The organism is Sporobacter termitidis DSM 10068 (assembly GCF_900130065.1).
GTDB classification, from domain to species: Bacteria; Bacillota; Clostridia; order Oscillospirales; family Oscillospiraceae; genus Sporobacter; species Sporobacter termitidis.
In genome coordinates, this window is sequence record NZ_FQXV01000003.1 from 100,636 (window position 1) to 126,293 (window position 25,658).

Annotated in this window: 25 protein-coding genes; 9 read left to right on the top strand and 16 right to left on the bottom strand. The window is 50.2% G+C overall.

Annotated elements, in window-relative coordinates; genetic code table 11:
• Position 1: 1 nt before the first annotated feature.
• Genes BUB60_RS05760 through BUB60_RS20795 form a run of 4 tightly spaced genes read right to left on the bottom strand, consistent with a single transcriptional unit; the run spans position 2 to position 2,787 of the window.
• Positions 2 to 1,045, bottom strand: coding sequence for a radical SAM family protein (locus BUB60_RS05760; RefSeq protein ID WP_073076710.1), 1,044 nt, complete (start codon positions 1,043 to 1,045; stop codon positions 2 to 4).
• Positions 1,046 to 1,054: 9 nt separating this feature from the next.
• Complete coding sequence (gene arsS / locus BUB60_RS05765; RefSeq protein WP_073076711.1) at positions 1,055 to 2,032, bottom strand: arsenosugar biosynthesis radical SAM (seleno)protein ArsS; 978 nt, start codon at positions 2,030 to 2,032, stop codon at positions 1,055 to 1,057.
• Positions 2,033 to 2,038: 6 nt separating this feature from the next.
• Positions 2,039 to 2,371, bottom strand: a complete 333-nt coding sequence (locus tag BUB60_RS05770) for an arsenosugar biosynthesis-associated peroxidase-like protein (protein ID WP_073076712.1) — start codon at positions 2,369 to 2,371, stop codon at positions 2,039 to 2,041.
• A gap of 32 nt (positions 2,372 to 2,403) precedes the next feature.
• Complete coding sequence (locus tag BUB60_RS20795) at positions 2,404 to 2,787, bottom strand: ArsR/SmtB family transcription factor (protein ID WP_073076713.1); 384 nt, start codon at positions 2,785 to 2,787, stop codon at positions 2,404 to 2,406.
• A gap of 235 nt (positions 2,788 to 3,022) precedes the next feature.
• Between BUB60_RS20795 and BUB60_RS05780 the strand changes: the two genes are divergently transcribed.
• Both BUB60_RS05780 and BUB60_RS05785 read left to right on the top strand, forming a co-directional pair.
• The gene (locus BUB60_RS05780) at positions 3,023 to 3,469 is read left to right on the top strand and encodes a cell wall hydrolase (RefSeq protein WP_073076714.1); all 447 of its coding nucleotides are present in this window, start codon (positions 3,023 to 3,025) and stop codon (positions 3,467 to 3,469) included.
• Positions 3,470 to 3,489: 20 nt separating this feature from the next.
• Complete coding sequence (locus BUB60_RS05785) at positions 3,490 to 4,473, top strand: hypothetical protein (protein ID WP_073076715.1); 984 nt, start codon at positions 3,490 to 3,492, stop codon at positions 4,471 to 4,473.
• A gap of 60 nt (positions 4,474 to 4,533) precedes the next feature.
• Here BUB60_RS05785 and BUB60_RS05790 read toward each other — a convergent pair whose 3' ends face one another.
• A complete protein-coding gene (locus BUB60_RS05790) occupies positions 4,534 to 5,616 on the bottom strand; it encodes a uroporphyrinogen decarboxylase family protein (protein ID WP_073076716.1) in 1,083 nt (360 codons plus the stop codon).
• 127 nt (positions 5,617 to 5,743) lie between these two features.
• Complete coding sequence (locus BUB60_RS05795) at positions 5,744 to 6,817, bottom strand: uroporphyrinogen decarboxylase/cobalamine-independent methonine synthase family protein (RefSeq protein WP_073076717.1); 1,074 nt, start codon at positions 6,815 to 6,817, stop codon at positions 5,744 to 5,746.
• Positions 6,818 to 7,330: 513 nt separating this feature from the next.
• Here BUB60_RS05795 and BUB60_RS05800 point away from each other — a divergent pair.
• The 6 genes from BUB60_RS05800 (at position 7,331) to BUB60_RS05820 (ending at position 12,454) form a co-directional block, all read left to right on the top strand.
• Positions 7,331 to 8,701 (top strand): MFS transporter, encoded by a 1,371-nt coding sequence (locus tag BUB60_RS05800; protein WP_073076718.1) that lies wholly within the window; start codon positions 7,331 to 7,333, stop codon positions 8,699 to 8,701.
• A 144-nt stretch (positions 8,702 to 8,845) separates the two neighbouring features.
• A complete protein-coding gene (locus BUB60_RS20390; RefSeq protein ID WP_200796603.1) occupies positions 8,846 to 8,989 on the top strand; it encodes a hypothetical protein in 144 nt (47 codons plus the stop codon).
• A gap of 37 nt (positions 8,990 to 9,026) precedes the next feature.
• Entirely contained in the window at positions 9,027 to 9,236 is a 210-nt protein-coding gene (locus BUB60_RS05805) for a heavy-metal-associated domain-containing protein (RefSeq protein ID WP_073076719.1), read from the top strand.
• Between the two features lie 216 nt (positions 9,237 to 9,452).
• The gene (locus BUB60_RS05810) at positions 9,453 to 10,112 is read left to right on the top strand and encodes a response regulator transcription factor (protein WP_073076720.1); all 660 of its coding nucleotides are present in this window, start codon (positions 9,453 to 9,455) and stop codon (positions 10,110 to 10,112) included.
• Positions 10,109 to 11,545 (top strand): sensor histidine kinase, encoded by a 1,437-nt coding sequence (locus BUB60_RS05815; RefSeq protein ID WP_073076721.1) that lies wholly within the window; start codon positions 10,109 to 10,111, stop codon positions 11,543 to 11,545. Before BUB60_RS05810 ends, BUB60_RS05815 begins: the two co-directional genes overlap by 4 nt.
• A 102-nt stretch (positions 11,546 to 11,647) precedes the next feature.
• The gene (locus tag BUB60_RS05820; RefSeq protein ID WP_073076722.1) at positions 11,648 to 12,454 is read left to right on the top strand and encodes a hypothetical protein; all 807 of its coding nucleotides are present in this window, start codon (positions 11,648 to 11,650) and stop codon (positions 12,452 to 12,454) included.
• 83 nt (positions 12,455 to 12,537) lie between these two features.
• Here the strand turns inward: BUB60_RS05820 and BUB60_RS05825 are convergent, their stop codons facing one another.
• Positions 12,538 to 13,611, bottom strand: coding sequence for a radical SAM/SPASM domain-containing protein (locus BUB60_RS05825; protein ID WP_084726282.1), 1,074 nt, complete (start codon positions 13,609 to 13,611; stop codon positions 12,538 to 12,540).
• A gap of 110 nt (positions 13,612 to 13,721) precedes the next feature.
• Complete coding sequence (locus BUB60_RS05830) at positions 13,722 to 14,501, bottom strand: hypothetical protein (protein ID WP_073076724.1); 780 nt, start codon at positions 14,499 to 14,501, stop codon at positions 13,722 to 13,724.
• A gap of 205 nt (positions 14,502 to 14,706) precedes the next feature.
• Between BUB60_RS05830 and BUB60_RS05835 the strand changes: the two genes are divergently transcribed.
• The gene (locus tag BUB60_RS05835) at positions 14,707 to 15,456 is read left to right on the top strand and encodes an exodeoxyribonuclease III (protein WP_073076725.1); all 750 of its coding nucleotides are present in this window, start codon (positions 14,707 to 14,709) and stop codon (positions 15,454 to 15,456) included.
• A gap of 163 nt (positions 15,457 to 15,619) precedes the next feature.
• Here the strand turns inward: BUB60_RS05835 and BUB60_RS05840 are convergent, their stop codons facing one another.
• From BUB60_RS05840 to ccpM, 8 genes are all read right to left on the bottom strand, one after another.
• Complete coding sequence (locus BUB60_RS05840; RefSeq protein ID WP_207650760.1) at positions 15,620 to 17,182, bottom strand: FtsX-like permease family protein; 1,563 nt, start codon at positions 17,180 to 17,182, stop codon at positions 15,620 to 15,622.
• 302 nt (positions 17,183 to 17,484) lie between these two features.
• Positions 17,485 to 18,171 carry an ABC transporter ATP-binding protein gene (locus BUB60_RS05845; protein ID WP_073076727.1) on the bottom strand — a complete coding sequence of 229 codons (687 nt, stop codon included), beginning with the start codon at positions 18,169 to 18,171 and terminating at the stop codon, positions 17,485 to 17,487.
• Positions 18,172 to 18,188: 17 nt separating this feature from the next.
• On the bottom strand, positions 18,189 to 19,424 hold the full coding sequence (locus tag BUB60_RS05850; RefSeq protein WP_084726283.1) for an FtsX-like permease family protein: 1,236 nt from the start codon (positions 19,422 to 19,424) through the stop codon (positions 18,189 to 18,191).
• 78 nt (positions 19,425 to 19,502) lie between these two features.
• The gene (locus BUB60_RS05855) at positions 19,503 to 21,146 is read right to left on the bottom strand and encodes an ABC transporter ATP-binding protein (protein WP_073076729.1); all 1,644 of its coding nucleotides are present in this window, start codon (positions 21,144 to 21,146) and stop codon (positions 19,503 to 19,505) included.
• Between the two features lie 16 nt (positions 21,147 to 21,162).
• Entirely contained in the window at positions 21,163 to 22,251 is a 1,089-nt protein-coding gene (locus tag BUB60_RS05860) for a S8/S53 family peptidase (protein ID WP_073076730.1), read from the bottom strand.
• A 485-nt stretch (positions 22,252 to 22,736) separates the two neighbouring features.
• Entirely contained in the window at positions 22,737 to 22,994 is a 258-nt protein-coding gene (locus tag BUB60_RS05865; protein ID WP_073076731.1) for a hypothetical protein, read from the bottom strand.
• Between the two features lie 14 nt (positions 22,995 to 23,008).
• Positions 23,009 to 24,091 carry a TIGR04066 family peptide maturation system protein gene (locus tag BUB60_RS05870; RefSeq protein ID WP_073076732.1) on the bottom strand — a complete coding sequence of 361 codons (1,083 nt, stop codon included), beginning with the start codon at positions 24,089 to 24,091 and terminating at the stop codon, positions 23,009 to 23,011.
• Between the two features lie 5 nt (positions 24,092 to 24,096).
• Positions 24,097 to 25,506 (bottom strand): Cys-rich peptide radical SAM maturase CcpM, encoded by a 1,410-nt coding sequence (ccpM, locus tag BUB60_RS05875; protein ID WP_073076733.1) that lies wholly within the window; start codon positions 25,504 to 25,506, stop codon positions 24,097 to 24,099.
• Between the last annotated feature and the right edge of the window lie 152 nt (positions 25,507 to 25,658).

Sequence of the window (25,658 nt, forward strand, 5' to 3'; positions counted from 1 at the left end):
CTCAGCCGTGTTCCAGCACATAGGTTAAATCCAAGGGGATCTTGTCCTCATTGCCGCGGCGGATGTACTTGAAACCGCTGTCAAACAGCATTTTCCGGCATGCCGCCATATCCATCCCCCTGCTGTTTGAGGTCTCCGCCACGTGGTCTCTGGGGTTGACGCCCGTTTCGGCCGTGACGACGTTGGCCCCCGAGACGTAGCCGATTTCGGCCGGCTCATGGACGCCCATATACGTCATGGTCGGCATTGAAAATGTCGCCAGTGCGACGACGGCGACGATCTGCCCCAGCCGGAGATTTGAAATCTGGCCGTATTTGGCCAGCGGCGTCCCGGGAACCGGGACCCGGCGCATGGCGGCGTGCTGGGTGCAGCCCTGGTCGATGCCGATAAACATATTTTCCACGAGCTCTTCAATCGTATGTTCAGGGCCGATCGGCTCAAGGCAACTGAAAATCTGAAGGCCCGCGTCCAACGCGTTCTGCATGGTTTTCATCCGTCTTTCAGGGTCTAACGCGGTCACACAGCCTTCCCCAATGCGGCAGACGTGATAGACGCCGGTAATGCCGGCTTTTTTCATTTCCTTAAATGCGTCAAGGTCCGTATCGCCGACGTTTGACAAGAGCTGTGTCGAGCCGGGGATCAGCTTCTTGGCCAGGCGCACCTTTTCAAGAAAAAAGTCCAGATCATATTCATGCATGGACATCAGGTACAGGCCGTACAAATCGTCGTCCTTGCAGAAATCCGTCAGCTTTGAGGCGAAATCCTCATCGCTGATCCTGTTCTTTTGAAATTTGGTGTGGTCCTTGCCGAAGGAGCAAAAGCCGCAATTTCCCGGGCAGGGGGCCATCTCCAGGCCGATCTGGCCGAGAATAATGGCGGAGTTGTCATTCCGGCTGCGCACAATATGAGAGGCAACGGCGCGCATCATATATGCTTCCAGTGAATTTTCATCGAAGGCGAGCAAATAGGCGCAGTCCTCCCGTCCCGGTGACTGCTCGGCATAGGCGTTGTCCAGAATATCTCTTACTTTTTTATCAATCCGCATAGCTTCTCCTTAAGCTGTCGCGCCGCCGCAGCTGGAACCCGCGCCGGCCGTGCAGGCGTAGCAATGATTGCCGAAAACGATTTTTCTCTCCGAAAGCCCTGTATCCGCCAGGTCCTGAATACGATACGGGACGTTGGCCGTAAGCCCCAGCGCCAGATTGAAATCACAATCGTAAATCGTGCCGTCCCAATCCACGGAAATCTGATTGCGGCACATCATGTTCTCAACAGAGGCAGGGTTGAAGGCTGAAACGAGGCGGTCCATATATCCCGCCAGATTGCCGCTCCTGTCTAGGAAATCACCGAATCTCCCAATCGGATTATTTGTGATCGTATACAGGTTATTGAATGTAATTCCGTATAGCTCGGAGAGCTTTTTCCTGTATTCCACAGCCAAGCTTTCCTGATCCGGGGGCAGGAACGCGCCGCCCGGATTGTAGACAAGATTCAATATTAAGGCTGAGTTCCTCCCATATCCGAGGCCGTTCAATTCGCGAAGCATGGCGACGCACGAGGCGAAAACGCCTTTACCGCGCTGCCTGTCCGTGTCCTTCTCAGTATAGTAAGGCAGCGAACCAACCAACTCGACCTTGTTTTGAGCATAAAACTCAGGAAGATGCCTGCAGCCCTCTTCGTTTAATATGGCAAGGTTCGATCGGACGATCGTGTGTATCCCGTGTTTGGCTGCTTCCCGCACAAACCACTCTAAGTCGGGATTCATTTCAGGCGCGCCGCCGGTAATATCCAGCGTCCTGAATTGATTTTTCTTACAGGCCTCCAGGCAGGCTGCCATGACATCCCTGCTCATCATTTCCATGCGGTTGGGTCCGGCCTCGATATGGCAGTGCTTGCACGCCAGGTTGCACTTTTTGCCGATGTTCACCTGCATGATGTCGAGCTTTTGTTGGGTCGTACCGAATGTCTGACATTCCTCCAGCTCGGAGAAGGATGGAATGTTTTTTATTCTTTCCAGGTATTTATTGCCCATCGCCGGCTACAGCTCTAATTTTCTGATGACGTTCTTGGCCTGCATGCCGTGGGCCAGCGTGGCCCCGCCTCTGATTGCGGCGGCGACGTGGACCGCTTCAATCATCTGCTCCTGATTGACACCTTTCTCCAGAAGAGCCTGCGTATATGAGTCGATGCAATACGGGCACTGAACGGCGTGGGCGACGGCAAAGGCGATTAAAGCCTTTTCCCTGGCCGTCAGAGCCCCGTCCTCAAAAACCTTGCCGTAATACGCCATAAATTTCTCCCACAGCGCAGGGGCGTCCTCGCCCATATTGCCAAACTGCGCCAGATCTTCAGGGTTATAATATGTGTTCATTGGTACTTCTCCTCTTTAGTAATTTCATGCTGTCAACAGCAGATACGGGCGATACTCGTCCCGTCCGTGTCCGCTCGCCCAGACATTGCCTTGGCGCGGCGCAGGAAGCGATGCGCGTAACGGGAAACACGGAGCGTGCCCTCCATATTGCGCTTGACAATGGCATTCAGCAAGCGGCTGGCATATTCGCAGCCCTCCGTGTTGATGGAGTAGTAGCTCCACTTGCCGACGCGGCGGCGCTTCACAATACCTGAATCGCAGAGAATTTTCATGTGATGCGAGAGCGTGGGCTGACTGATATTCAGGTCATGCAGCAGGACACAGGCGCATTGCTCGCCTGATAAAAGAATTTCGAGGACGCGGACGCGGCTTTCGTCCGTAAAGGCGCGGAATACGCGGATATACTCATTCTTCATAGGACGGTCTCCTTTCACTTTCTTAAAATGAGGAAAGATAAGGAAAATATATCAGATGTATCGAAAATTTTCAATATGAAATAGAGAATTTTAGATAATGAGGTGCGAAAAATTCAGATGTGCAGAAACCGGCTGATTGCGGCTGTTTTTTGATAGTATAAATTGCTTACGCACAGAATTGGGCTTTGGATGTGTCAACACTTTCCGTTAATGAATAGATTAAAGTACCGAGGTGATGTTTTTGGATACAAGAGAATTATTTGCCAGGCTGATCCGATGCGAGGCTGAGGGCGAGGGCGACGGCGGCATGCGGGCCGTCGCGACGGTTGTCATGAACCGTGTTCATGTCGCATACGGAGAATACCTCAGGACCGGCCAGGGCGACCTGCGCCGGGTTATCGAGCAGACGTGTCAATTTTCATGCTATAAAACTATAATCGGCGGTCAGACAAACTCGCAGAACATATGGAACATGACGCCGGAGCCGATCCATTACGAAATTGCGGATTGGGCGCTCCAGGGCGGCACATTTTCCGGAGTCGGCACCGACTCACTGTGGTACATGAACCCGTTCAATCCGGTTTGCCCCGATCCGTTTCCATACAACGGCACAGGGTACTGGTATACGAGAATCCGGCAGCACTGCTTTTATAACCCAACGGCGGCTTATGCGGAAACATAATTATATAAGGTGGTTCAGCTATGAATAGAAACAACTTAAGCTGGGTTGACAACAAAGTCTTCTCAAACCCGGGCAGCACGCAAAACGCAACGCCTCAGCTGCGCCCGTACACGGATACCGCCCCCGCACAGTATCAGGCGGCACCGAACCAGACGGGCGTCTCTCCCGCGACATATCAGGAAACACCCAAGACCTCAACACCCACGGGCGTCTCCCCCGCGACATATCAGGAGGCACCCAAGACCTCAACACCCACGGGCGTCTCCCCCGCTACATATCAGGAGGCACCCAAGACCTCAACGCCCACGGGCGTCTCCCCCGCTACATATCAGGAACCCAAGACATCGACGCCCACAGGTGTTTCTCCCGCCACATATCAGGAAGCACCCAAAACCTCAATGCCCATGGGCGTCTCCCCCGCCACATACACGGCACCCAAAGCGCCGCAGCCGACAGGCGTGTCCCCCGCGACGTATCAGAATATGACGGCCGGCAATCCCAATCAAACGGGCCTTTCACCGGCACAGTACCAGGCGCCGTCGAATATGCTCAATCAGATGGGCGTCTCTCCGGCGCAGTATCAGGCACCGGCAAATATGCTCAATCAGATGGGTGTCTCCCCGGCGCAGTATCAGGCGGACCCTCCTGTTGTCTATCCTGTCCAGACAGGTCTGCCGGCTGCCGGCACGGCCGCCGGCGGGGTGGCTGGCGCCAGCACGGGCATGGGCATGCCGAGCACGCTGACGAGAGACGTCACCTACGGCCCCAGCCCCACCGTGGAAGGCCCGCCGACGGTTATGGATACCGGTTATATCCCGGCGTATCTGAAGTCCCAGATCGGGAAACGGGTCCGCGCGGAATTCAGCATCGGCGGAAACCTGTATACCGACAGAACGGGCATTCTCACAGAAGTAGGCTACAGCTATTTCGTCCTCGAAGACCTCATCACGCGCGCAACAATCATGTGCGACCTGTATTCCCTGAAGTTCCTGACGTCGCTGTGACGTCCGCCCAAAGAAAAATCCCTTGAATTCATTATGAATCCAAGGGATTTGTTTTATATCCTACTTGCTGTAGTTGATACGGGACTGCTTGTAGAGCTCTTCCCTGAACGCAGGTGTCATATATTTCATGCCGTTGAAGTTAAAGAAGGAGGGCTTGGCCGGATTGCAGAACTTATCGGCATATTCCCTGGCCCTGGCGCGCTGCTCTTCCTCTGACGTCGTTTCGGGATCAAACGGCTCCGGCAGGACGCCGACAAGGATCTGGTCGCCGTAGAGCTCGTAGATTTTGGCCGTATCGTTCATCGGCTGCCCGCCCCAGGCGTCCCAGCCGGCTTTGATCATGTTGGGGACCTGCTTTAAAAGCTGGCCGCAGCTGTGCAGCTCGCAAAACTTCCCTTTGGAGTGGATAAAGTCGGTGACCCTTCTCATGTAGGGCACGATCATCTCCTCGGCGACGGCCGGCGAGAAGAACGTCTCTTTCTGGCTGCCCCAGTCGTCATGGATGTAGAAGCCGTCGATGCCCGGGAAATAGGTGATGAACTTGTCAAAGATTCTGATATACAGGTCCGACAGCTTGTCGAAAAAGGCGTGCACAGCGTCCTTCTGATCCTCGTCGAAGATGGCCATGATGGCGTTTTCGAAATCCATGAAGGAAATGAGACGCTCGTAAAATCCGGTCTGGAACCAACACAGGTTAAAGGCGTCCGGCGTGAGATAATCCTTGTTTTCCTTCGCGCTGCCTTCCCAGTCCCACTTGTCGATATCCGGCCAGACGACCTTGTCCGCGATATCGTTGGCGTCCTCGACAAACGGCTTGCCGGGGCGGACCATCGAGCCTCCGACCTGCGCTATGTACTCCCATTCGATGCCGAACATATCCTTGCCGCCGCCCTTGTTGGGGTCGAAGGGCGTGGCCTCAAACACAAACGCGCGCGCGACGTTGTCGGGAAGCACTCTGGGGGTAAACGTCCGGCCCTCAACGTTGCCGAGCATCTGCCAGTACGGTTTTCTCGACAGGGCAGCGACGCAGTTTTCCTTCGTCGTCACGGGGAAATCATAGATTTTCATCCCCGGCATGATGGGGTTGGCCGGTATCTCGGCAACAACCTTGAGTTCCTTCGGGTCAAACTTTGGTATAGACATTTTCTGGCCTCCAACTTGTACTATATATATTATATTTTTTATTAACACCGTCACCGGATACGCCGCCGGAAATGCGCCGTATCCCGAGTAAAGGGGGCCGCCGGCCTGGGCAGCCCCCTCTCTCTGATCACTTGCTGTAATTGATGCGGGACTGCTTATAGAGTTCTTCTCTGTAGGCCGGCGTCAGCCACTGGCCTGCATAGATATTGTAGAAGGACGGCTTGGCCGGATTGCTGAACTTGTTGGCAAAATCCCTGGCCTTTGCCCGCTGCTCCTCCTCGGAGGTCGCGGCAGGGTCGAAGGCTTCGGGCGCAACGCCGACGATGAGCTTGTCGCCATAGAGCTCATAGATCTTGTGCGTGTCGTTCATCAGCTGTGGGAACCACGAGTCCCAGCCGGCGGCGATGATATTCGGCACCTGCTTTAAAAGCTGGCCGCAGCTGTGCAGCTCGCAGAACCGGCCCTTGGAGTGGATAAAATCAGTAACACGCCTCATGTAGGGCACGATCATCTCCTCGGCGGTCGCCGGAGAGAAGAATGTCTCCTTTTGGCTGCCCCAGTCGTCGTGTATGCAGAAAGCGCTGATATTCGGGAAATATGTAAGGTATTTGTCAAATATCCTGATGTAAAGGTCGGACAGCTTGTCGAAGAAGTCCTTGACGGCGTCCTTCTGGTCCTCGTCGATCATGGCGACGATGGCGCCTTCGAAATCCATAAAGGAGATAAGCCGTTCATACCAGCCGTTTAAAAACCAGCAGATGTTGAAGTTCTGCTCGGAGAGGTACTCGGCGTTTGCCTTGGCACAGCCCTCCCAGTCCCACTTTTCTATATCGGGCCACACGACCTTGTCTGTGATCTCATTGGCGTCCTCAATAAACGGCTTGCCCGGCCGCACCATGGAACCGCCGACCTGCGGAACAAATTCCCATTCGATGCCGAACATATCGGTGCCGCCTGTCTGGGGCGTATGCGTCCCGTCAAAGACAAACGCCCGGGCAATATTGTCCGGGTTGCACTTCGGGGCGAACATCCTCGACTCCATCGTTGTGATCTGCCAGATCGGCTTCTTGTTATACAACGCCGTGTAAGCCTCTTTTGGCGTCATCGGGAAATTGTATACGATAACATCCGGATTTCCGGGCATCCCGGGAAATCTTCCGACCTCCTGCAGCTCTTTGGGATCAAATTTTGGTATCGCCATGAATTGTGACCTCCCATGGAAATTATTGGCAGCATGCGGCCATATTTCTAATTCGTGCTTATTTTGTGCTTATTATTATACAGGCACGACTGGAAAAAATCAAACCAATCGCCTTATTTATTTTGGCAGTTTGATATGATGTTTTTTTGTAATATTTTGCGATATTTTGCCGCGGCCTTTTTCCGGAGCATGCCGCGCCTAAGGTTTACGATGAGGCGGATTTTCGAAGCGCCGCGCTCCCGGGCTTTCATTTTTTATGGCGGTAAAATTCCCAATTTTTAATCGCCACGTTTGTTATAATATATAATTATTCATCATTTATCCCGCATATGTTTATTTAATGTTGACAACTATCAAGTGCAGGACTATTATTGCTTTGTGGCAAATTCTGTAATCTATGCGACGTTAAAAGTATGGGGGATGGTACGGAAATAAAGTATAGGCACAGTCCATGGTGGATGTCAGGCAGCATCAACGCGTTCGTCCAAAATTTGTACTTAGGGGTGGTATGTAATGTCGGATCTTACAAAAGCTCAGAGCGGCAGTCTTCTCAAAGATAAATTCGGCATAGCCTTTGGCGCCTTCGGTTCGAATCTCGGCTCAGCGTTTCTGATGACCTATTTGACCTATTACATGACAGACAGCATGATGATATCCGCGGCCAGCGGCGCTATAATTTTATTGGTGGCGCGCATCCTTGACGGCATCGCCGACCTCTGGATGGGAACACTCATCGACAGGTGCAAGCGTAAGTCGGGCAAGGCTCGGCCGTGGCTTTTATGGATGGCGGCACCCACCGTCGTCTCCATGGCGCTTTTGTTCTACGTGCCGAATTTCACGGAAGGCGGAAGGGTCGCTTACACCTTCGTGACATATATTATCTGTGCCTTCTTCACCCTGACGGCGATTTACCTCCCCGTGCAGTCGCTCACCGCCCTCGTGACGTCCGATCCAAAGCAGCGCCTGGTGATCAGCCAGATTTCCGGCTTCTTCGTCACGCTCGGCGCCGTGTTTCTCAACTACTTCTCCACGCCGATCATGGCCGCTTTTGGCGGCGGAAATGCGGGTTACTTCTGGTACGCCACACTGCTTGGTTTCATCGCCGGGGTTTTCCTGGTGATCTGCTTCTTCCTGACAAATGAACGCGCGCTGTCGGAAATGGCGGCGCCGCAAAAGGATAAGACGCCGGTCCTGAAGGGTCTTTCCTACATATTCAGGAATAAATACTGGTGGATCGCCATGGTACTTTATCTCGTGGTACAGCTCGTCCCCTCCTGCTGGGCCGCGACGCCATACTACACTAAATATTTCACCAACGACAGCGTCGACACGGGACATCTGATGGCACTCCTCTGGGGCGGCATTACGATCGGTATCCCGCTGTTTGTCCCGGTAACGCGAAAAATCGGTAAAATGTACTCCTCGGCGATCGGCATCGCGCTACAGGCCATCGGCGGCGTTATGCTGTGGCTTGCCCCCTATTCCATTGCCATGTGCTGGGTCTCCACCGTGTTCCGCTCCATTGGCGTCGGCGCGCTGCTGGGCAACATGGGCGCCCTGATGGCGGATGTGTGCGAATACGGCGACTGGAAATTCGGCGTGCGCTCCGAGGGGCTCATATATAGCGGCACCAGCCTCGGCAACAAGATCGGGCAGGCGCTCGGCGGCGTCGTCGTCATGGCGCTGCTGGCCTGGGGCAACTATGTGCCGAACGCGGTCACGCAGACCGCGCAGGCAATGACCGGCATCAAGGTCGCCTTTATCGCCTTCCCGTTTGTGGGCGACCTGTTGATTATTGTGCTGCTCCTCCTGTTCAGGGTCGAGAAAATGATGCCTCAGATCAGGGCGGACCTGGAGGAACGCCGGAAAAAAGCGTCGGCTTAAACAATAAACGTCAAACAAACGGGCTGCCTCACGGCAGCCCGTTTCAAACTGTCGATAAAGCCCTTTGGGCTTTATCGACAAGCCAAAAGCATAAAAGGCGGCGTTCAATAAATAATAAAACCGTCTGATAAGGAGGGACAGCTGGTGGACAACAATAAAAACAGGAAAAAGGACCGGGAAAAGAGCAACACCGAGCTGCGCAAAATGCAGCCCAGGGACAACAAAAACGCCGGTATGCTGGACGGCAACAAAATCGGCGTCCATGACAGCAAGCACGAAAAAAATTGAATGTATATTCAATACATTCCCGGAAAGGACGAAAACTATGGATACGATGTTTTGCAGCGTCTCCGGCATGCAAAATAAGGAGAGCAAAACGCAGATCAAAAACGCGCTTAAAAAAATCGACGGCGTCTCTCAGGTCGGCGTCAACCTGACGACCGGCACGATACAGATCGACTACAACACGCCGGCCACAGAAAACGCCATCAAAGACTGCATCGAGGATTCGGGCTTTAAAATCGTGTTCGAGTGATCGATTGCCTGGGCGGCCATAACAGGGAGGGCTCTTCGCGCCCTCCCTGTTATTATTTGGAATTGACATCCCGGCACGGCGAAATTATCCTGACGGAGAGTACGCTCGTTCATTTCTTGGGCGCTTTACAACTAATTTACAACTCGGAAGTAGTTTTTAAATAACTGGCTTATATAATAAAAGGCATTAAAATGCGACGTTCGGCACGGAGGTAATATGGAGAATATTTTGATTGTTGAAGACGATACGGCAATCTCCGATCTGATCAAGCTCAACCTGGACGTGGCCGGCTACGACGGCCGTCAGGCCTTCGACGGGCACGCCGCGCTCTCCGCTCTGTCCGGGACACCGCCAGACCTCGTGCTGCTGGATGTGTCTCTGCCGGACATGGAGGGCTTCGAGCTCCTGCCGCAGCTGAAAGCAAAAGGCCTACCCGTCATATTCCTGACGGCGCGGGGCAGTCTTCCCGACAAGGTAAAGGGCCTGAAAATGGGCGCCGACGACTATATCGTCAAGCCGTTTGAGTCCATGGAGCTTCTGGCCCGTATCGAGGCGGTATTGCGCCGGTACGGCGGCAAAAGCGACGTTACCTTTTTTGAGGATCTGGAGATCAATACCGAGGAGCGTTCCGTCAAAAAAGGCGGCACGGCGGTCGAGCTGACCATGAAGGAATACGAGCTGTTGCTGCTGCTCGTCAAAAACCGCAATAAGGCGCTGTCCCGGGATAAAATTCTCGAGCTCGTCTGGGGATATGATTACGCCGGCGAGACGCGCACCGTGGATATACATATTCAAAAAATCCGGAAAAAGCTGGGCTGGGAGGAGCAGATCAGGACCGTTTATAAGTACGGCTACAGGCTGGAGGACAATACATGAAGCTCTGGCATAAGGTTTTTCTCTGTACTTTTATCCTGTTTGAGCTTTTGTTCAACGCCGCCTCCTTCTATCTGATCGAGCATAACTTTAATTTAAGCCAGCAGAAAGAAATCGAACGCGGCTTGGCGGAGCAGCAGATCGTCGGCTCACAGATTCAAACGGACTGGGCCTACGTCTATTCCATGGATCATCAGCTCATCCTCGCGGGCAGCGCGCAGGATTTCATCAAGAACAATGCCGGGAAATACACGCGGTATTTTGACGGCAGCCGTGTCTTTGTTGAAATCCTGGACGATCAGGATAACACCGTCTTCACTAATTTCGGCGACGGGCTCAGCGGGTCCAGGCCGGAGCTTGCCGGCATCAGCTCCGGAAGCAGACAGTATATCCTCCGGGACATCGGAGATAAGACGTATTTGTTTGTCAGCGGCGGACTGGTGCTCGATAATACGGACTTCAAGCTCAGCTATATCCGCGACATCTCCGATGTCTACGCTGACAAATCGTCGCAAGTCAGCCTGTTTTTCAAGATGAATATCGCCATTACCGTCATCCTCGCCCTCGGGCTGTACGGGCTCATTTGGTTTTTGACACGCTCTGTCCGCACGCTCAATAAATCGGCGCAGACGATTGCCGGCGGCGACTACTCGCAGCGCGTTCCCGTTTTGTCGGGTGATGAAATCGGCGTTCTCGCCACAAGCTTCAATCAGATGGCAGAAGCCGTTGAGAGCAAGGTGGAGGAGCTGGAGGTCACGGCAAGAAACAGGCAGAATTTCATCAACTGCCTGACCCATGAGCTGAAAACCCCGCTGACCACCATCATCGGCTACGCCGACTTTTTGCGCACCGCCAAATATAACGAGGAGGTTTTTTTCAAAGCCCTGACGTATATTTATATGGAGGGCAAACGGCTTGAAAGCCTCTCCTTCAAGCTGCTGGACCTGCTCCTTCTCGGAAATGAAACGCCCGATCTGACATATGAAGACGTTTCGGCCATCTGCGCCGACATTGAGGAGGCGATGCGGCCCCAGCTTGAAAAATTCAGCGTCACGCTTCAGGCAGAGCTCGAGCCGGGCAAGGTTTTGATAGAGCAGGACCTGTTCAAGCTGCTCTGTACGAATCTCCTGGATAACGCCGCCAAAGCGTCCGCGCCGAGCAGCCAGATCTCCCTAAGAGGCCGTATCACCGGGGACAAGCGTTATGCCCTTGAGATCGAAGACGAGGGTATCGGTATCCCGGAAGAGGATATTCCAAAAATATTCGAACCTTTTTTCGTGGTGGACAAGGCCCGGTCCAAAGCGCATCACGGGGCTGGGCTGGGCCTTGCCATCTGCGCCCAGATCGTTCGGCTGCACAAGGCCGACCTTACCATCACAAGCCGTCTGGGCGAAGGCACAATAGTCAGGATAACATTTCCCGGTTTATACAACTAATTTACAATTCTTCGATACTTATGAAATAACGGTTTTATATAGTAAATCCGCAAGCTTGTGCTGCACACCACCAAGCACTATATAAAAACGGAGGTCAACATCATGAAAGAAAACACAGCAAAAAACGGCAAGAAAATTGCCGGGCTCGCCCTGACGGCGGTCCTCGTCGTCGGCAGCCTCGGAACAGCCGCGGCCCTTGCCGCAAACGGCAGCGACGCCGTCCCCAAGGACACAGTGATGTCTGCCAGCGCATCCATATCCCCGTCGGATACGGCGGCAGTGGCTCAGGGAACGATCCAATACAGCAAGGATGTCTACGCCAGAGCGGACGGCAGCCAGGACTTCACAATGGAGAGCTGGTATAACCCGGAGACGAAAGACCTGAGGTCGGACCTGCATGAGTACAGCCCGGATCATCAGCTGATCAGATACCAGAGCACCTATTACGTTAACAGCGGCAACGATCTGATCATCATTCAAAGAGATGCAAACGGGAACCCCACGAGCGGCACCATTATGAAGCGCGCGGACCAGCCAACCATATTTACAAAATATGAGAAGACAAACCATGGCTATAACGGCGTCAAGGATTATCTGACCGGCGGCAGATGGACTTCCATCGGCACCGAGCAGACAGCGGACGGGAAAACGCTCAATAAGCTTATGTCGAGCTATCAGTCCTATATCAGCGATACCACGCAGGCCAATATGCAGCTCATCGAATTCGTCGATCAGGATACCGGCCTGCCGGTCAAGGAAGAGCTCTACGAGGACTCCACCGGGCAGTATAAGCTCTTCAGCACCGACATCAGCGAATACAAATACGTCACCGACGACGGTATGCTCTTCAAGCCGGGCAACATCACGCTGACGTCGGCCCCCGGCCCGTCTGTAACCCTGGGCAAATAAAGCTGCCGCCCCCTCTGCGCCAATATTAAGCAAAGGGGCTGCAGCTCTTTGGATTGATTCATCCTTAGAGCTGCAGCCCCCTTTTATAGTTCCCTGATCTCTTTTTCACGGGCGAAAAGCGCGCACCCGCCAAGATGTTCCCCCGCAAGATATCCGCCGAGCTCCAGCTTGCGAAACAGCGGAGACTTCAGCGCGTCTTTGATCGAGCATGTCTTTAAGCTGGTGTCGGAAAACGGTGAAAACGGGCACGGCTCCGCGTCGCCCGTCGGGCTGATATGGAAGAAGCCGCGTCCGGCGGCAAGACAGCCTCCCGCTTCCTCCTCGTCGCCGGGAAAAGCCACGAAAAGCATGTCGTCAAACCGGTCCCGCAGCCGGTCCTGGCGCGCCTGCAGCGTCTGCCTGTCGGACATGTCGGGTGCCGTCGTGCCGGGCGTATCTGCCACCGGGACGTATTCGACAAAGAGGACGATTTTGCAGCCGAGCTCCCGCAGGTCCCGTATATATGCCGGTGCCGTCACGCTCATGAGATTTTCCCTTGTGACGGTGATGGACGCGCCGAACAGGATGCCCTTAGCTTTCATCGCCTCCATAGCGCATACCAGCTCGGTGTAGACCCCCCGGCCGCGCCGCGCATCCGTCTGCTGCCGGTCGCCTTCCAGGCTCAGCACCGGCACCAGATTGCGGTTTTTATGAAACAGCTTCAGCATGTCATCGTCCAGCATCGTCCCGTTTGTAAATACCGGAAAGACGATATCGGGGAAGCCCGCGGCCGCTTCCAGTACCTCTTTACGCATCAGCGGTTCGCCGCCGGCCAGCAGAACAAAGGAAATCCCCAGCTCCTCCGCCTCGCTGAATATTCTTGTCCAGTCGCTGTCGGAAAGCTGCGAGGCGCAGGCGCTCTCGCCGACGCTTTTGTTGGCCCGCGCATAACATCCCGCGCAGCTGAGATTGCATTGGGAGGCGATGCTGGCGATGAGAAACGCCGGGATGTGGGTGCCTTCTTTCTCCGCCCTCAGCCGGCGTTTTGCCGCCCGCCGGGACGCGCTCATATATCTCAAAATAAATGCCGTCTCCAGCGGATTTTTAAACGCTGCCCGCAGGGCCTGCTTCACGAGCGTTTCAACCCCGTTATTCAGGTATTCCGCCAGATTTTCCATACACATCCCCCAGCATAAAACAATCAAGAATTATTATATGAAAGCTCAGGCCGGTATGCAACGGGAGATCGTAAAAAAAGAGCCTGAATTTGCTTCAGGCTCTTTTCCTCCTATGAACTCAGCCCGCTGCTGGGCAGCTGGCGGAGAATGTCCAGGATCTCTTCGGCACTGGGCTGCGCTGGCTCTCCCTCATCATAAATGAACCGGCAGTCGCAAAAATAGCAGAAGTCCATATCCGAGGACTGTTTGCGCCCGCAGACCGGGCAGACGATGTCGGCGCCCGTGCGCTTCGGAAAATGGGCCTCACGCCGCATCCCCACGTCGGCGGCGCCGGATTCCGTCGGATTATTTTCCGTCGTGCTCACGGCCGTTTCCGTCCCTGACGTACCAGGCTGTTCCCCCGCCGGGCTTTGACTGGCGTCCGGCTCCGACAGCGCGATATCGGCATTGTCTCCGGGGCTCACGGGGGCGGCCGTTTCGGAGGCTGCCGCCGCCTGTGCCTGCTCCTCCGCGCTTCGCCGCAGAGCATTCTCGCGCCCCTGGGCCTCCAGTCTTTTCAGTATTTTCGTCTGCTCAATGGAATTGGTGATCATGTCGGCGTAAACGTGCAAAAGCATCAAGATAAAATAAGAAGCGAACATGCCGCCCCCCGCCACCAGGAGCCCGATTGCAAAACCAAAGCCATCGTTTGTCTGATACCAGATAACGACGCCGAACACAAAAGCGGCAACCGCGCCGAGAAAGCCCCCGACATCCGCTATATTCTTGATCTTTTCAGTCGTATGCTCGTCTTTGATGCCGAGCGCCATCATCGGCCTCTTCGTCACGACGGTATTCGGCTCTTTCGCGAGGATACTTGTCATGGAATTGTCGGGCATCTTGCTCTCCACCCTATTCTCCTGCCTTTATCAGTCTGCGGCCTGAACAAGCGTATAGGCGTTATTCAACGGCGCATGATAAACGTACTTTAAATATATATCGGCAGTTTTCAAAAATAATTCACAAAAATAGACACGGGAGCATTTTGGTTGTCATGCGATAAAGTGATGATATAATGGATTCAAAAGACAATTGTGACAGCAAGGAGAACCGTTTATGAAAATGATTTCTTGGAACGTCAACGGCTTACGGGCCAGCTTGAAAAAAGGATTTATCGAAGCATTTAAACAAATAGACGCGGATATCTTTTGTCTGCAAGAGACGAAAATGGAACAGGGACAAGCAGAATTGGACTTTACCGATTATCTGGAGTACTGGAACAGCGCGCAGCGCAAAGGGTATGCCGGCACCGCTGTTTTTACAAAAAAAGAGCCGCTGAACGCGGCATTTGGCATTGGCATCGAAAGGCACGACCAGGAAGGCCGTGTGATTACGCTGGAATTTGAAGATTATTATTTTGTGAACGTCTATACGCCAAACTCCCAAAGAGAGCTGGTCCGTCTGGACTATCGCATGGAATGGGAGAATGATTTTCGAAGCTATCTTTTAGCGCTGGACGCCAACAAGCCCGTGATTCTTTGCGGCGACCTCAATGTGGCGCATCAGGAAATAGATATAAAAAACGCCAAATCCAATCGCAAAAACGCGGGCTTTACCGACCAGGAACGGGAAAAAATGACGCTCCTTCTAAACTCCGGCTTCTCTGATACGTTTCGGACGATGCACCCGGATGATCACGACGCGTATTCCTGGTGGTCACAAATGCCCGGCGTACGGGAGCGGAACATCGGCTGGCGCATCGATTATTTTCTTGTATCCCGCCGGTTTATGCCTCAGGTAAAAGAGGCTTTCATATTGTCCGAGGTGTATGGCAGCGACCATTGCCCCGTTGGGATTATTGTATAAGGTACGGTCATTTTATTCTGCAAACGGTATGAGCCTGAATCCATCAAATTGTAAGTAACCCATCACTTTTAACAAAATTAATCAAGTAATTACCTCCACTAGCGTATCTTTGGACGTTATTCTCCTATTAACAGACAATCTTAACTTCTGCTTTTACGTTAAGCTACTCTTTTCTCCCGCCCAAAAGTTTCAGCGGCTCTTCCTTTACATTACCGCGCATGAAAACCACGGAGACTAAAGTCGTCGTGAGCAACAGCGCCAGCCCCGCCGCGGGGGAATAAAGCCCGGACGGCGTTCTTTCTTTAAGCGCCACGCCGTCACCTCCGAGCGGGCCGACCGTAAAGCTGGTATCATAGTACTGCTGCGATATGAGTTTGTTTGCGATTTGCTTTTCCGCATAAATACCGGCAGCAGCCCCGACTGCAACCGCTAAAACGGCGGCAAGCAAAAAGCCCGACAATAGAGATGCGGCGCATTGCTTTCTCGTATATCCCAGCATACGCTCAATGGCGGTACGCATTTTATTTTTTGAGATGAACACATGACAAAAGAAAAACACAAGCGCCAGCGACATGGCCGAGCCGATTGCTAAAAACAGCACAGAGATCCGCTTCATGTTTTCCAGCCCGCTATGGAGCTGTGTATAGCCCCTGTCGTGAAACGTAAAATCCAGCTCTGCGTTTCCCTGCAAAAGCCAATTCTTCATGAAGGTTTCTATCGTACCGTTGGGGATTTGGAATGTGGTCGTCGTATCCTTCATAGAACCATATGCGAGTATGTTATCCGCGTCGCTTTCCCGCACCGACGCCGCGGGGATGACGACGGTATTGGCGCCCATGGCGTATGCGGCGTCAGTACCCGGCATATTGGAATAAATCCCTTTGACCGTATAGTCATGGTCAGAAAAAACAGGATACGGTTCCCCGTCGGCGTTCAGAGGCGAGCCGATGTTCCATTCAAACGCCCCTCCGATCGTCGTATGGTCAACTTCCGGAAATCTGTCATTTGGCGCGTTTTGATAGTCTGCAAAGTACAACGGCAGACGGAGCGTATCACCCGGCGTTATATTGTTCAATTTTGCGAAATTTTCGGAAACGAGGCACACCCGCTCCCCAGTTTCATATTCCTCCGAGGTGATATCCTCCCCCCGCGAAACGTAAGCCGTACCATTGTAAAAGGGCAGCAGCAGCTGCGTCCTGTTTGTGGGAAGTACCGGTACCGTCTGATAACTGTTATAGATAGCGCCGGCATATTCCAGCCAGTGCCGCCCGTCCTCCGTTTCATAAAACCCATCGATCACTTCCTGAATAGCCGGAGGGGTAATTTTATCTTCCGTTAGGGTCCCGTCCGGACGGTACTGTGTGGAAAACGTTACGGCCTGCGGTACATATTCCACCGGCCCATACACGTCCTGCGGATCATGCGTGCCATTTGATCTAAGGCACATCAGATAGGTTTTCCCGGCATAGAGCCTCTGGGGGTTGTCATTGTAATGGTCGCACAGAAACACGACGTCGCCCGCTTTTATCGGCAGCAGCGCATACTCCGGGCTCTTGCCGAGCACGCTTTTAATCTGTACCTGAACGGGACTATCAGGCACACAGTCCTCCAAAGGCATTACCTCAACAACAAAAGGGACGTTCAAACGATAATGCGTGTCTTCCGGCCACAAACACAGGTCAGGGCGCCAGGCACCATAGAAAGGTCTTTTTTCCGGGCCGAGCATATAACCTGCCCTGTCAAAATCCAAAACAGAGGGCGGAACGATTGAGGAATAGCTTGGCGCGCTTTTTCGTATGTAATCCTTTGTAAAGGCGTCCCATCTTTCTGTGATTTCCATGGATGTCGGCCGCTGCCGTACCGTCCCGATGGTCATAAATACATTCTCATAGGTTTTGATGGCGGCCTGATTGCGCGCCCATATTATTGTCCCGGTACACACGAAAAAGGCGGCGATAGCAAACAGCACCATAAACAGCGCCGCGGTGACCGGTGTGCGGAAGAGCTGCTTCAGGCTTTTACCAAAAATCATGGCACACGCATCCCATCTGTTAACGCCAGTACGCCGTCTTTCATGCGATACGCCACGTCCGCCTGCGCGGCCACATCGGGATTGTGTGTGACCAGGACCACCAGATAGCCTTCTTTGTGGGCAAGTTCAAGTAAGATATTGACAACGTTCTGCCCGTTTTCCGTATCCAGGTTTCCGGTGGGCTCATCTGCGAGCAAGATTCTGCCGCCCGCCGCGAGACTCCGGGCGATTGCCACGCGCTGTTGCTCCCCGCCGCTCATCATCTTTGGGAACTTTCGGTGTGCTTCTTTTGGAAGGCCCACCTTTTTTAAAAATTCAGTCGCCCGCTTTTTGCGCTCAGCCTTCGGTACACCGTTCATCTCCATCGGCAACATCACATTTTCCTCCACCGTGAGCAGTGGCAGCAGGTGAAATGCCTGATAGACGACGGAGGCCTCGCTCTTGCGGTAGTCGTCGCGGTCTTTTTCGCGTATATCTGTGCCGTCCACCATAAGGTCGCCGCCGTCGGGCAGGTCGAGGCCGGCCAGCAAGGATAAAAACGTGCTTTTGCCGCTTCCTGATTCGCCCATAATGGCGTAAACCTTGCCCGCCTCAAAGGTACAAGTGACATCCTTAACGGCGTGTACTGTCTGATATTTTGTCCGATAACTATACGATACCTGACGGACTGTGATTTTTTCCATAAAGCGTTCCGCCTTTCTTATTCCGGCTGTGCGAGTGCTAACATAACATTCGTACGGCCCAGCCGCAAAAGGGCGATAAAACTGCCCAGCATAAAGCATAGAGAAAACAGGAGGAAGACTGTAACCCCCGCGCTAAAGCTCCCACCGCTGAAGGCTGTGGCTAAAAATACGCCGAACAGACTTCCGCTCAGTGTGAGCGCGGTTATTTCGGTAAAATACAAGCCCATGCTTTTGCGTCTACTCATCCCTAAAAGGCGATGCACAGCATATTCCTCACGCCGGTTTTGTATCATCAGGTACGCGACAAAATATCCAATAGCCGCCAGCACTGCCGCCAGCAGCGGAAAAAAACCCTTGAGCAGCGACAGCGATTCCTGCAACCTGGTCGCCGAGCTGATAAAGGCCGCGTCATTCACCAAGAGGGCGGCTCCCTGGTTTGCTAATACCATTATGGCGGCATCACCGGAAGAGGAAACTTGGGACAGCGAAAGCGTTTTCATCTCCGCTTTGAAAGTATTTAGCGCAAGGGCATCACGCACATAGAAGGACGCTGACGACGCATGGAACGCGATACCCTGATTATGAAAGACCGCTCTTCCATACTCAAACGGAATAACAACGTCCGCCGAATTATTCGTCACCGCTGAGCGCAGATCCGCGGCACCTACGATGCGGGTTTCCACAAGTTCCACCGGCTCATAGGATACCGTGCCGCGGCTTCCATAGAGGTAATAGTACAGATTCAAGGGAACGGTGTCACCCAACGTCCAGCCATTGATTTCCATGAGGTGCGAATCCATCAGGCAAACCGCCTCGGCACCGGTTAGGACGTCAGGGCCATAGCCCGGCAGCCATGTGACAGAGTCTGTCTCCAAACCCTCCAATGCCGCGGTGGTGTTGGTGCCTATGGCACCCCAAATCGCGTATTTTCTAAGCTCCTTCGGCGAAAAATCGCCAATCCCGCACCGCAGTAAAACGGTCAATTGGAGATCGCGCACATGGGCGGAGTGAAGCAGTCCGTCAACAGTGGTCTCCTGAATCTGTAACCCATCAAACCGCGTACCGTCAAGGCTGGCCACACTCGCAGATATCGGTATGGCGGCGGGAAGCTGGAGAAGCTGTTTTTCAGTTTTGTCAATGCCTGCCATGTAGATTTGCAATGTCAGCACGGCAATAACGCAGATAAGAAAATACAATGCCGATTTGCGCGAATGCCGACAGATGCTTTTCAGGGCGTTTGAAAATGTAAACATAAGCGGCCTCTTTCTGACAGATTTCTCGAGAGTGCTTTATATTGTCTCTTCAAACACGCATTTCCTGCTGAAATATTTTTATTGAGTTGACACCGGCACGCAACTCTTATTTTCAAGCTCCAGTACCTTGTCCATGTAGGGAAGAATGCCTTTTCGGTGCGTGACGATAAAGTAGAAATCATAATCTGTATTTCCCTGTATGTACCTGTTAAATTCATCGTCAGACTCCTTATCATAGTTGGATGTGGGTTCATCCAATACGAGAACTTCCGATTTGTGGTATAGAGCACGCAGAAGGGCAACCTTTTGCCGCTCGCCGCCGGATAATTTTGTTCCTTCGCTTCCAACTTGGGTTTCATAGTGCTTGTCCCAGTTCTCTATGGTTTCCGTGCAGAACTTTAGCCGGTGATCTTCGTTGAATGCAATATCTGCATTTTTACCAAATGTGATATTGTCCTTAACCGTTCCTTGAAACAGATGGATATCCTGGCTGACGACACTGAACTTCCGTCGATAGTCTTCGATGTTGTATTCTGTGACAGGAACCCCATCCATCAATATCTCACCTTCAGTCGGCTCATACAATCTCAATAATAAGTTGATGATCGACGTCTTTCCGCTGCCGTTATCGCCAACGATGGCAACCTTTTCGCCCCGATTTATTTTAAGACTCAGATTCTTTAAAATTTCAACCCCTCCAAAGGATATAGAAACGTTTCTAAATTCAATGGTTGATATTTTGTCTGCCAGCGGGAGAGTGGCTGCATAGTTTTCCTCTCCCAGCTCATTAAAGCGCTTCAATCCGTCCACACTTGGTGTGATTTGCTTCAGGATGATCCGAAGTTCCATAATGATATTCACGGGGCTGAAGACATAGGCCGCAAAGGTGATAAAGGCCATCAACCCGCCGAACGTGATCTGCTCTCCCATGATCAAAAAAGCCCCTAAAATATATATGGCGTTCATCAATACAAATTCAATATTATCAGAAAACAACGTATTCTTCTCTGTCAATAAAGAAAGCCGCTTGGAGGATTCGTTAATTGTTTGAACATGGCCCTCATATTCGGCTGTGATCTTTTTACCCAAGTTCCAGAGCTTAATGTCTGTAATACCCGACAGAATATTTGAAAGCCAGGAATTATACTGCTTATTATCATCCATTAATTGTTTGCTGAGTTTTTCGGCGCGTTTTCGTATGACGATATTGATCCAGATTTTTATCGGCATGATTGCTGCTACAAGAATAGATAACCGCCAGTCCAAAATGATGAGGCCAATCATCGCGCCGACACACTTGCAAATAACGACGAAGATGGTTAAGAAACTATTATTTGCAATATTCATTATTTTGTTAATGTCATATAATGCGTCGCTGATTCTTTTATAAAACCCTTGCTCTTTGAAGTACTGGGGTTTCAGTTTCAGGCCATGTTCAAAGGCTTCTGTCTTCAGCCTTTTGCCCAAATCATTCGAAATGTCTATCTCCTGCCTGCGTTGCAAATATTCAACGAATCGTCCTCCTATCTGGAGCAGCGCCAATAACAAGACCAGAGCCATCACCGTGTGGATATCTCCCTGAAGTAGACCCTGGTCAATCATATTTCTATTGACAAAAGGCGTTACTGCGGATATGCCCGTAATGACGACTGCCAGCGACATGATAATCATCATCCGAGTACGATAGGGCTTCATCATTTTAAGGGCACTTTTAACTGTCATACAACACCACTCTTTTCTATGATGTCAATATTTCATGTAATCTATCTGCAACCTTTGAATTTATTTCAATTTCTTGATTATTCTCGTAGCATATCAAAGCCCGGCCATCGCTTTGGCATGTTATTTCAACGTCAATATCTATGTGCTGTTGGATTTTTTCCAACAGTTTTTCCCTTCCGACAATAAAGATAAGATCCGTTTTGTAGTGATGTTCCATGAAATGCAAATCATCCGTTATGGTGTCAATGCTTTTCACATTTTTTATTCTGATATCATATATGCCCTCCGTCAATGATAATGCCGTAGATTGCACTTCATATTTTTCATAAAACCTGTCCATTAATGTGCCGCACATTTCGGTTACATCATCTGCCAAAAAGACAATAGGGATTTCTCTCGCTATTCGCGCCACAGGATAATTAAGCTCTTTATGCTCTTGACCAAGAGGATAGGGTTTTAGGTTTTGAAGCATGAATTTTATATCCGATATTGATTGGCCCTTATTAATCAGCTTGTTCACATAGGCGGTTACAACCGGCACCGCAAAGCTGTTGGACGGTCTGCAGTGCTGCTTCCGCAAACACTTAAAATCGCAATTGGCATAAATATTCGCGCCAAAGGGATCATCCGCACTGTATGCAATTTCACCGGGGGACAACAATCCGGCAGCATCGTTCCTGACCCCAAGCACCTCAGGATAACTCGTGGGTATGCAGACATATTGCTTATTATCCAAAGCGCTGACAACGACAGTATCCGCACTCAGACGGAGGATATTATTATACAGGTGTTTGGAATCCGACAACACCGAGGATACTGCGCTCAAGCTGATAATGTCTATTTTTAATTCCCGGCACAGTTTAAGTGAATTTGCCAATAACTCTATCTCTCCGAACACCTTCCCCTTATTGTCTTTAAATATTTGGATATTCACCAGCTCATAATCTGAAGCACAGTAATCCAGAACCAGCGCGCATAATGTCCCATGGCTTATTTCTCGATGGATACAAGGCTTATTTTCCCCGCACAAATTGATATATTCAACAGCCTTGCCGTTAATGTACGCACAATCAATGGCCGTATCGATAATTGCTATTCTGCTCACGTATCACCGCTCCAGAAACTTCATTTTATTGTAAATATTAGTATACACTAATTGAAAGCGTTGCGCCAGTATCTTTACATAATCGGCGTTGTTGAAAATCTATTCCCCCATCATCACAAAACGGTATCATTCGAGCCGTGTTACCAAAGAGGGAAGAGGCGTATTGCCTCTTCCCCATATCAACGCCAAAATATCAGGTCACTTATTCTGCTGAGTCATATGGAGCAAACTGACGAAAGTGTTAACCGGATACAAAAGCCGCTGCAGAAGAAGCCAATGATGCAGACGGAACCCCGGTATAATTGTATACCGTCGTGCAACTGTTTGAACAAGGACAAGTGCAAGTACACATACTCATCATTGATTCAATTGTTTCTCTTGTAGACTGGAAGTTTTTGTGCAACTTTTTCATTTCTTTCCCTCCTTTCCGTTATTGGACTGCTATAATGGCGTTGATTGCACAGTTTTATAAAGCTTCCTCACTTTTAGCCTGGCATCTCCAATTCAAATAACGCATTTGTCAGATTTTCAACTGTCATTACTTCAAAGGTGTGGTCTTTAAAAATGTTGTATACAGGCAATTCGAGCTTTTTTTCCAGTATGTCAAAAATATAGAGGAAACATGCCGGAATAATTGCCAACTCTCTGTCAATTAAACTTGCGTCCTTCTCTAAATTTGTGATTCCTGTTACATCTTTTACAGCATCACGGATTGTATTTTCAATGACTTCTTTTGAATTCATGTTATACAAGCCCCCTATACCGCACTGGCATTTTCCTGAAGCTGTCTTAAACTCATTTTTATTGTCGCCGCAGCTTCTTCTCGATTAAGTATATTAATCAACGGCAGATCGATGCGCTTTATATCTGGATAGTATTTACATAAATATGAATGATCCAAATAGGCGAAAACAAGCTTTTCATGAATTTCATTTGGTATCTCAACAGCCGTACGCGCTATGGCTATCGCACCGACTGGCACGTTAAATTTATTCCGACAATACTCCGCGACCTTCTTTAGGCCATACTCCAACTTAGGGCCACGCATAAAGTAAGTACACAGAATTGCCATGTCAATGGACACTGCGCTGGATACAACCAGCGGATACTCTGCAAAATGGTGATATTCCTGCATTTCAAACGGAGCAATACCCTCCGGGATACCTAATATAATGACGTCTAAATTGTCCTGTTTCGATATTTTCCTAATGTAATGGTTGAATTTGATAATCTTTTCCTGAAATGGTGTGTTTTCAAATAAAAAGGAGGGCATCGTATAGCATCCGAACAAAACACCCAAGGCGTTGGTTGTCACCGTAATTGCTTCATATTCCTCTTCCAGAACCTCTTTTATCAATAATTGGTTTTCAAATTTATCACAGTTTTTCCCCTGACCGAATACGCCGATTACAGGTACGTCAATATCATAAATCTTAATCTCCTGCATGCATGTGTATTCTTCTTCTATGGCATCCATGCCCTCAGGCAGGAGCTCCAAAAGCCGATACTGGCCGCGGTACTCTTTTAAATCCAATTGTGATTGCGCCGACGGCGTTATAAGGAGCTCTTTTTGATGACTGATAGCGTCTTTGATAATTTGATAATATTTTTCTGTGTCATAACCCCTGAAGTTATCAAGAAGGATAACAGTGTCACTCTCTTCTAAGAGCTGATCATAGGGCATGTCCTCTAGCCCTAATGACTGGTTCAATGAATAAATTAACCCTTTATCTTCTATGTAAGAGACAAATCCAGCAATCTGATAGCCCTTCAAAAAATCTTTGTGCTCAGTTAAGGTCTTAAGATCCGGATGATAGGGAAATAATAAGATCTTTTTCATTTATCCTACCTCGTTTCTTCTATATCAAGATCAAATTCATTAAGAGCACATAACTCGTACATGTCAAAGAGCGCGTTGCTGCAACTTTTGGGACATTCCCTGAGTTTTGATTCTCTCGGGAGGTTCGCTTCAAAATCAACCTCTCTGGCACAAATCGAACATTGTCTGAGGTTCCAACACTTTTTGCATTCAGTATCCGTTAATTCTCCAATGTTTATCAACTTTTTTATTTTTCCCACATCAAGTCCATCGTCGAGCGTACCGATTTTAAAATTATCGATCATTTCATTAACACGCTCACAGGGGAAAAGGGTTCCATCCACCCGAACAAATAAGCGCTGCACGCCCGCCAGGCAAGGACCGCCGTGATGTGTGATTGGTAATATTTCTGAATGGTTATGTATATGTTTCTGGCGTCGCTCCACTTTACTTCTTGAACTTATGGTCAAAGGACTGACATATTTTTTGTCTAGCTTTCCGATTAACGAAGACAACATTTTGATATGCTCAAAGTTTCTTATTTTAAAGTAATTTTTGTCATAGTTCAACTCTCGATTTAAGTTGATTTCATTCATCGCGTTAAATATGATTTGCTTATCACTGAAAATTTCTTTCGTACTAAAATACTCGAGCGCGCATCCAAGATCCATATACGGATTGATCGTTGTCAATATCATTATCTCTTTATAATACTCCGGATGTCGTTTTTGAATTCTCTCAATATTATGAATAATGATATCAAAAGAACCCTCGCCATTAACGAATTTACGACTCACATCATGTTCCTGCTTCGAGCCATCCAAGCTGATACAGAGCGTGAAATCATTTTCAACCATGTAATCCACCACGCTGTCCGTCAGCAGCGTGCCGTTGGTGGTCATGTTAAATCTGATTTTCTTTCCTTCGACCCGACTTTTTGCATACTCGACGCACTGCCTTATCAAATCAAATTCCAACAGCGGTTCTCCGCCGTAAAAGCCTATGACCACAATAGGTAATTCTCCATTTCGCTCAAGGAAAAAGTCGATCGCTTTCTTTGCTGTTTCCAGACTCATCCGATGGTTTGAATGGGTTCTGTTATTATCATAAATCCCGGAATATATACAATATTCACAACGCATATTGCACTGCTGCGTAACTTGGAGTGTCAACTGCTTCATTCTTGTTTTTAAATAATGTTCTATGATTTCCGTCCCAGGATGCTCGATTTTTTCTACGACATTGGACTTTAATATCCCAAGTTCCTGGTATTTTTTTATCACCGGACTCTGCTCATGAGGCAATTCCCCCTTCTCCACCTTCAGTAGCTCTCGGTATTCGTCTTCTGAAAGAATGAGAAGTGAATCTGTGTGCCGATCGTACACATAAGGGTGTTTATAGGTTCTGAATGTTTTAAATATAACAGCGTTCGACATTTTATCCCTCCTTTATCATCGTTTTATATCCTTTATAAATAAACCAAAAGTTGTTGATTTTATAAACATTACAGCATAAAATATTAACAGTAAACATTACCTTTGAATGCTTAGTACCGTCAACAAATCGCCAAGTCTGCCAAGTACGGAAT

What these genes read in the sequence shown, in the direction of transcription:
- BUB60_RS05760 (WP_073076710.1), bottom strand. Translation starts at nt 1,045, where the DNA reads ATGCGGATTGATAAAAAAGTAAGAGATATTCTGGACAACGCCTATGCC.
- arsS (WP_073076711.1), bottom strand. Translation starts at nt 2,032, where the DNA reads ATGGGCAATAAATACCTGGAAAGAATAAAAAACATTCCATCCTTCTCC.
- BUB60_RS05770 (WP_073076712.1), bottom strand. Translation starts at nt 2,371, where the DNA reads ATGAACACATATTATAACCCTGAAGATCTGGCGCAGTTTGGCAATATG.
- BUB60_RS20795 (WP_073076713.1), bottom strand. Translation starts at nt 2,787, where the DNA reads ATGAAGAATGAGTATATCCGCGTATTCCGCGCCTTTACGGACGAAAGC.
- BUB60_RS05780 (WP_073076714.1), top strand. Translation starts at nt 3,023, where the DNA reads ATGTTTTTGGATACAAGAGAATTATTTGCCAGGCTGATCCGATGCGAG.
- BUB60_RS05785 (WP_073076715.1), top strand. Translation starts at nt 3,490, where the DNA reads ATGAATAGAAACAACTTAAGCTGGGTTGACAACAAAGTCTTCTCAAAC.
- BUB60_RS05790 (WP_073076716.1), bottom strand. Translation starts at nt 5,616, where the DNA reads ATGTCTATACCAAAGTTTGACCCGAAGGAACTCAAGGTTGTTGCCGAG.
- BUB60_RS05795 (WP_073076717.1), bottom strand. Translation starts at nt 6,817, where the DNA reads ATGGCGATACCAAAATTTGATCCCAAAGAGCTGCAGGAGGTCGGAAGA.
- BUB60_RS05800 (WP_073076718.1), top strand. Translation starts at nt 7,331, where the DNA reads ATGTCGGATCTTACAAAAGCTCAGAGCGGCAGTCTTCTCAAAGATAAA.
- BUB60_RS05805 (WP_073076719.1), top strand. Translation starts at nt 9,027, where the DNA reads ATGGATACGATGTTTTGCAGCGTCTCCGGCATGCAAAATAAGGAGAGC.
- BUB60_RS05810 (WP_073076720.1), top strand. Translation starts at nt 9,453, where the DNA reads ATGGAGAATATTTTGATTGTTGAAGACGATACGGCAATCTCCGATCTG.
- BUB60_RS05815 (WP_073076721.1), top strand. Translation starts at nt 10,109, where the DNA reads ATGAAGCTCTGGCATAAGGTTTTTCTCTGTACTTTTATCCTGTTTGAG.
- BUB60_RS05820 (WP_073076722.1), top strand. Translation starts at nt 11,648, where the DNA reads ATGAAAGAAAACACAGCAAAAAACGGCAAGAAAATTGCCGGGCTCGCC.
- BUB60_RS05825 (WP_084726282.1), bottom strand. Translation starts at nt 13,611, where the DNA reads ATGGAAAATCTGGCGGAATACCTGAATAACGGGGTTGAAACGCTCGTG.
- BUB60_RS05835 (WP_073076725.1), top strand. Translation starts at nt 14,707, where the DNA reads ATGAAAATGATTTCTTGGAACGTCAACGGCTTACGGGCCAGCTTGAAA.
- BUB60_RS05840 (WP_207650760.1), bottom strand. Translation starts at nt 17,182, where the DNA reads ATGCTCGGCCCGGAAAAAAGACCTTTCTATGGTGCCTGGCGCCCTGAC.
- BUB60_RS05845 (WP_073076727.1), bottom strand. Translation starts at nt 18,171, where the DNA reads ATGGAAAAAATCACAGTCCGTCAGGTATCGTATAGTTATCGGACAAAA.
- BUB60_RS05850 (WP_084726283.1), bottom strand. Translation starts at nt 19,424, where the DNA reads ATGTTTACATTTTCAAACGCCCTGAAAAGCATCTGTCGGCATTCGCGC.
- BUB60_RS05855 (WP_073076729.1), bottom strand. Translation starts at nt 21,146, where the DNA reads ATGACAGTTAAAAGTGCCCTTAAAATGATGAAGCCCTATCGTACTCGG.
- BUB60_RS05865 (WP_073076731.1), bottom strand. Translation starts at nt 22,994, where the DNA reads ATGAATTCAAAAGAAGTCATTGAAAATACAATCCGTGATGCTGTAAAA.
- BUB60_RS05870 (WP_073076732.1), bottom strand. Translation starts at nt 24,091, where the DNA reads ATGAAAAAGATCTTATTATTTCCCTATCATCCGGATCTTAAGACCTTA.
- ccpM (WP_073076733.1), bottom strand. Translation starts at nt 25,506, where the DNA reads ATGTCGAACGCTGTTATATTTAAAACATTCAGAACCTATAAACACCCT.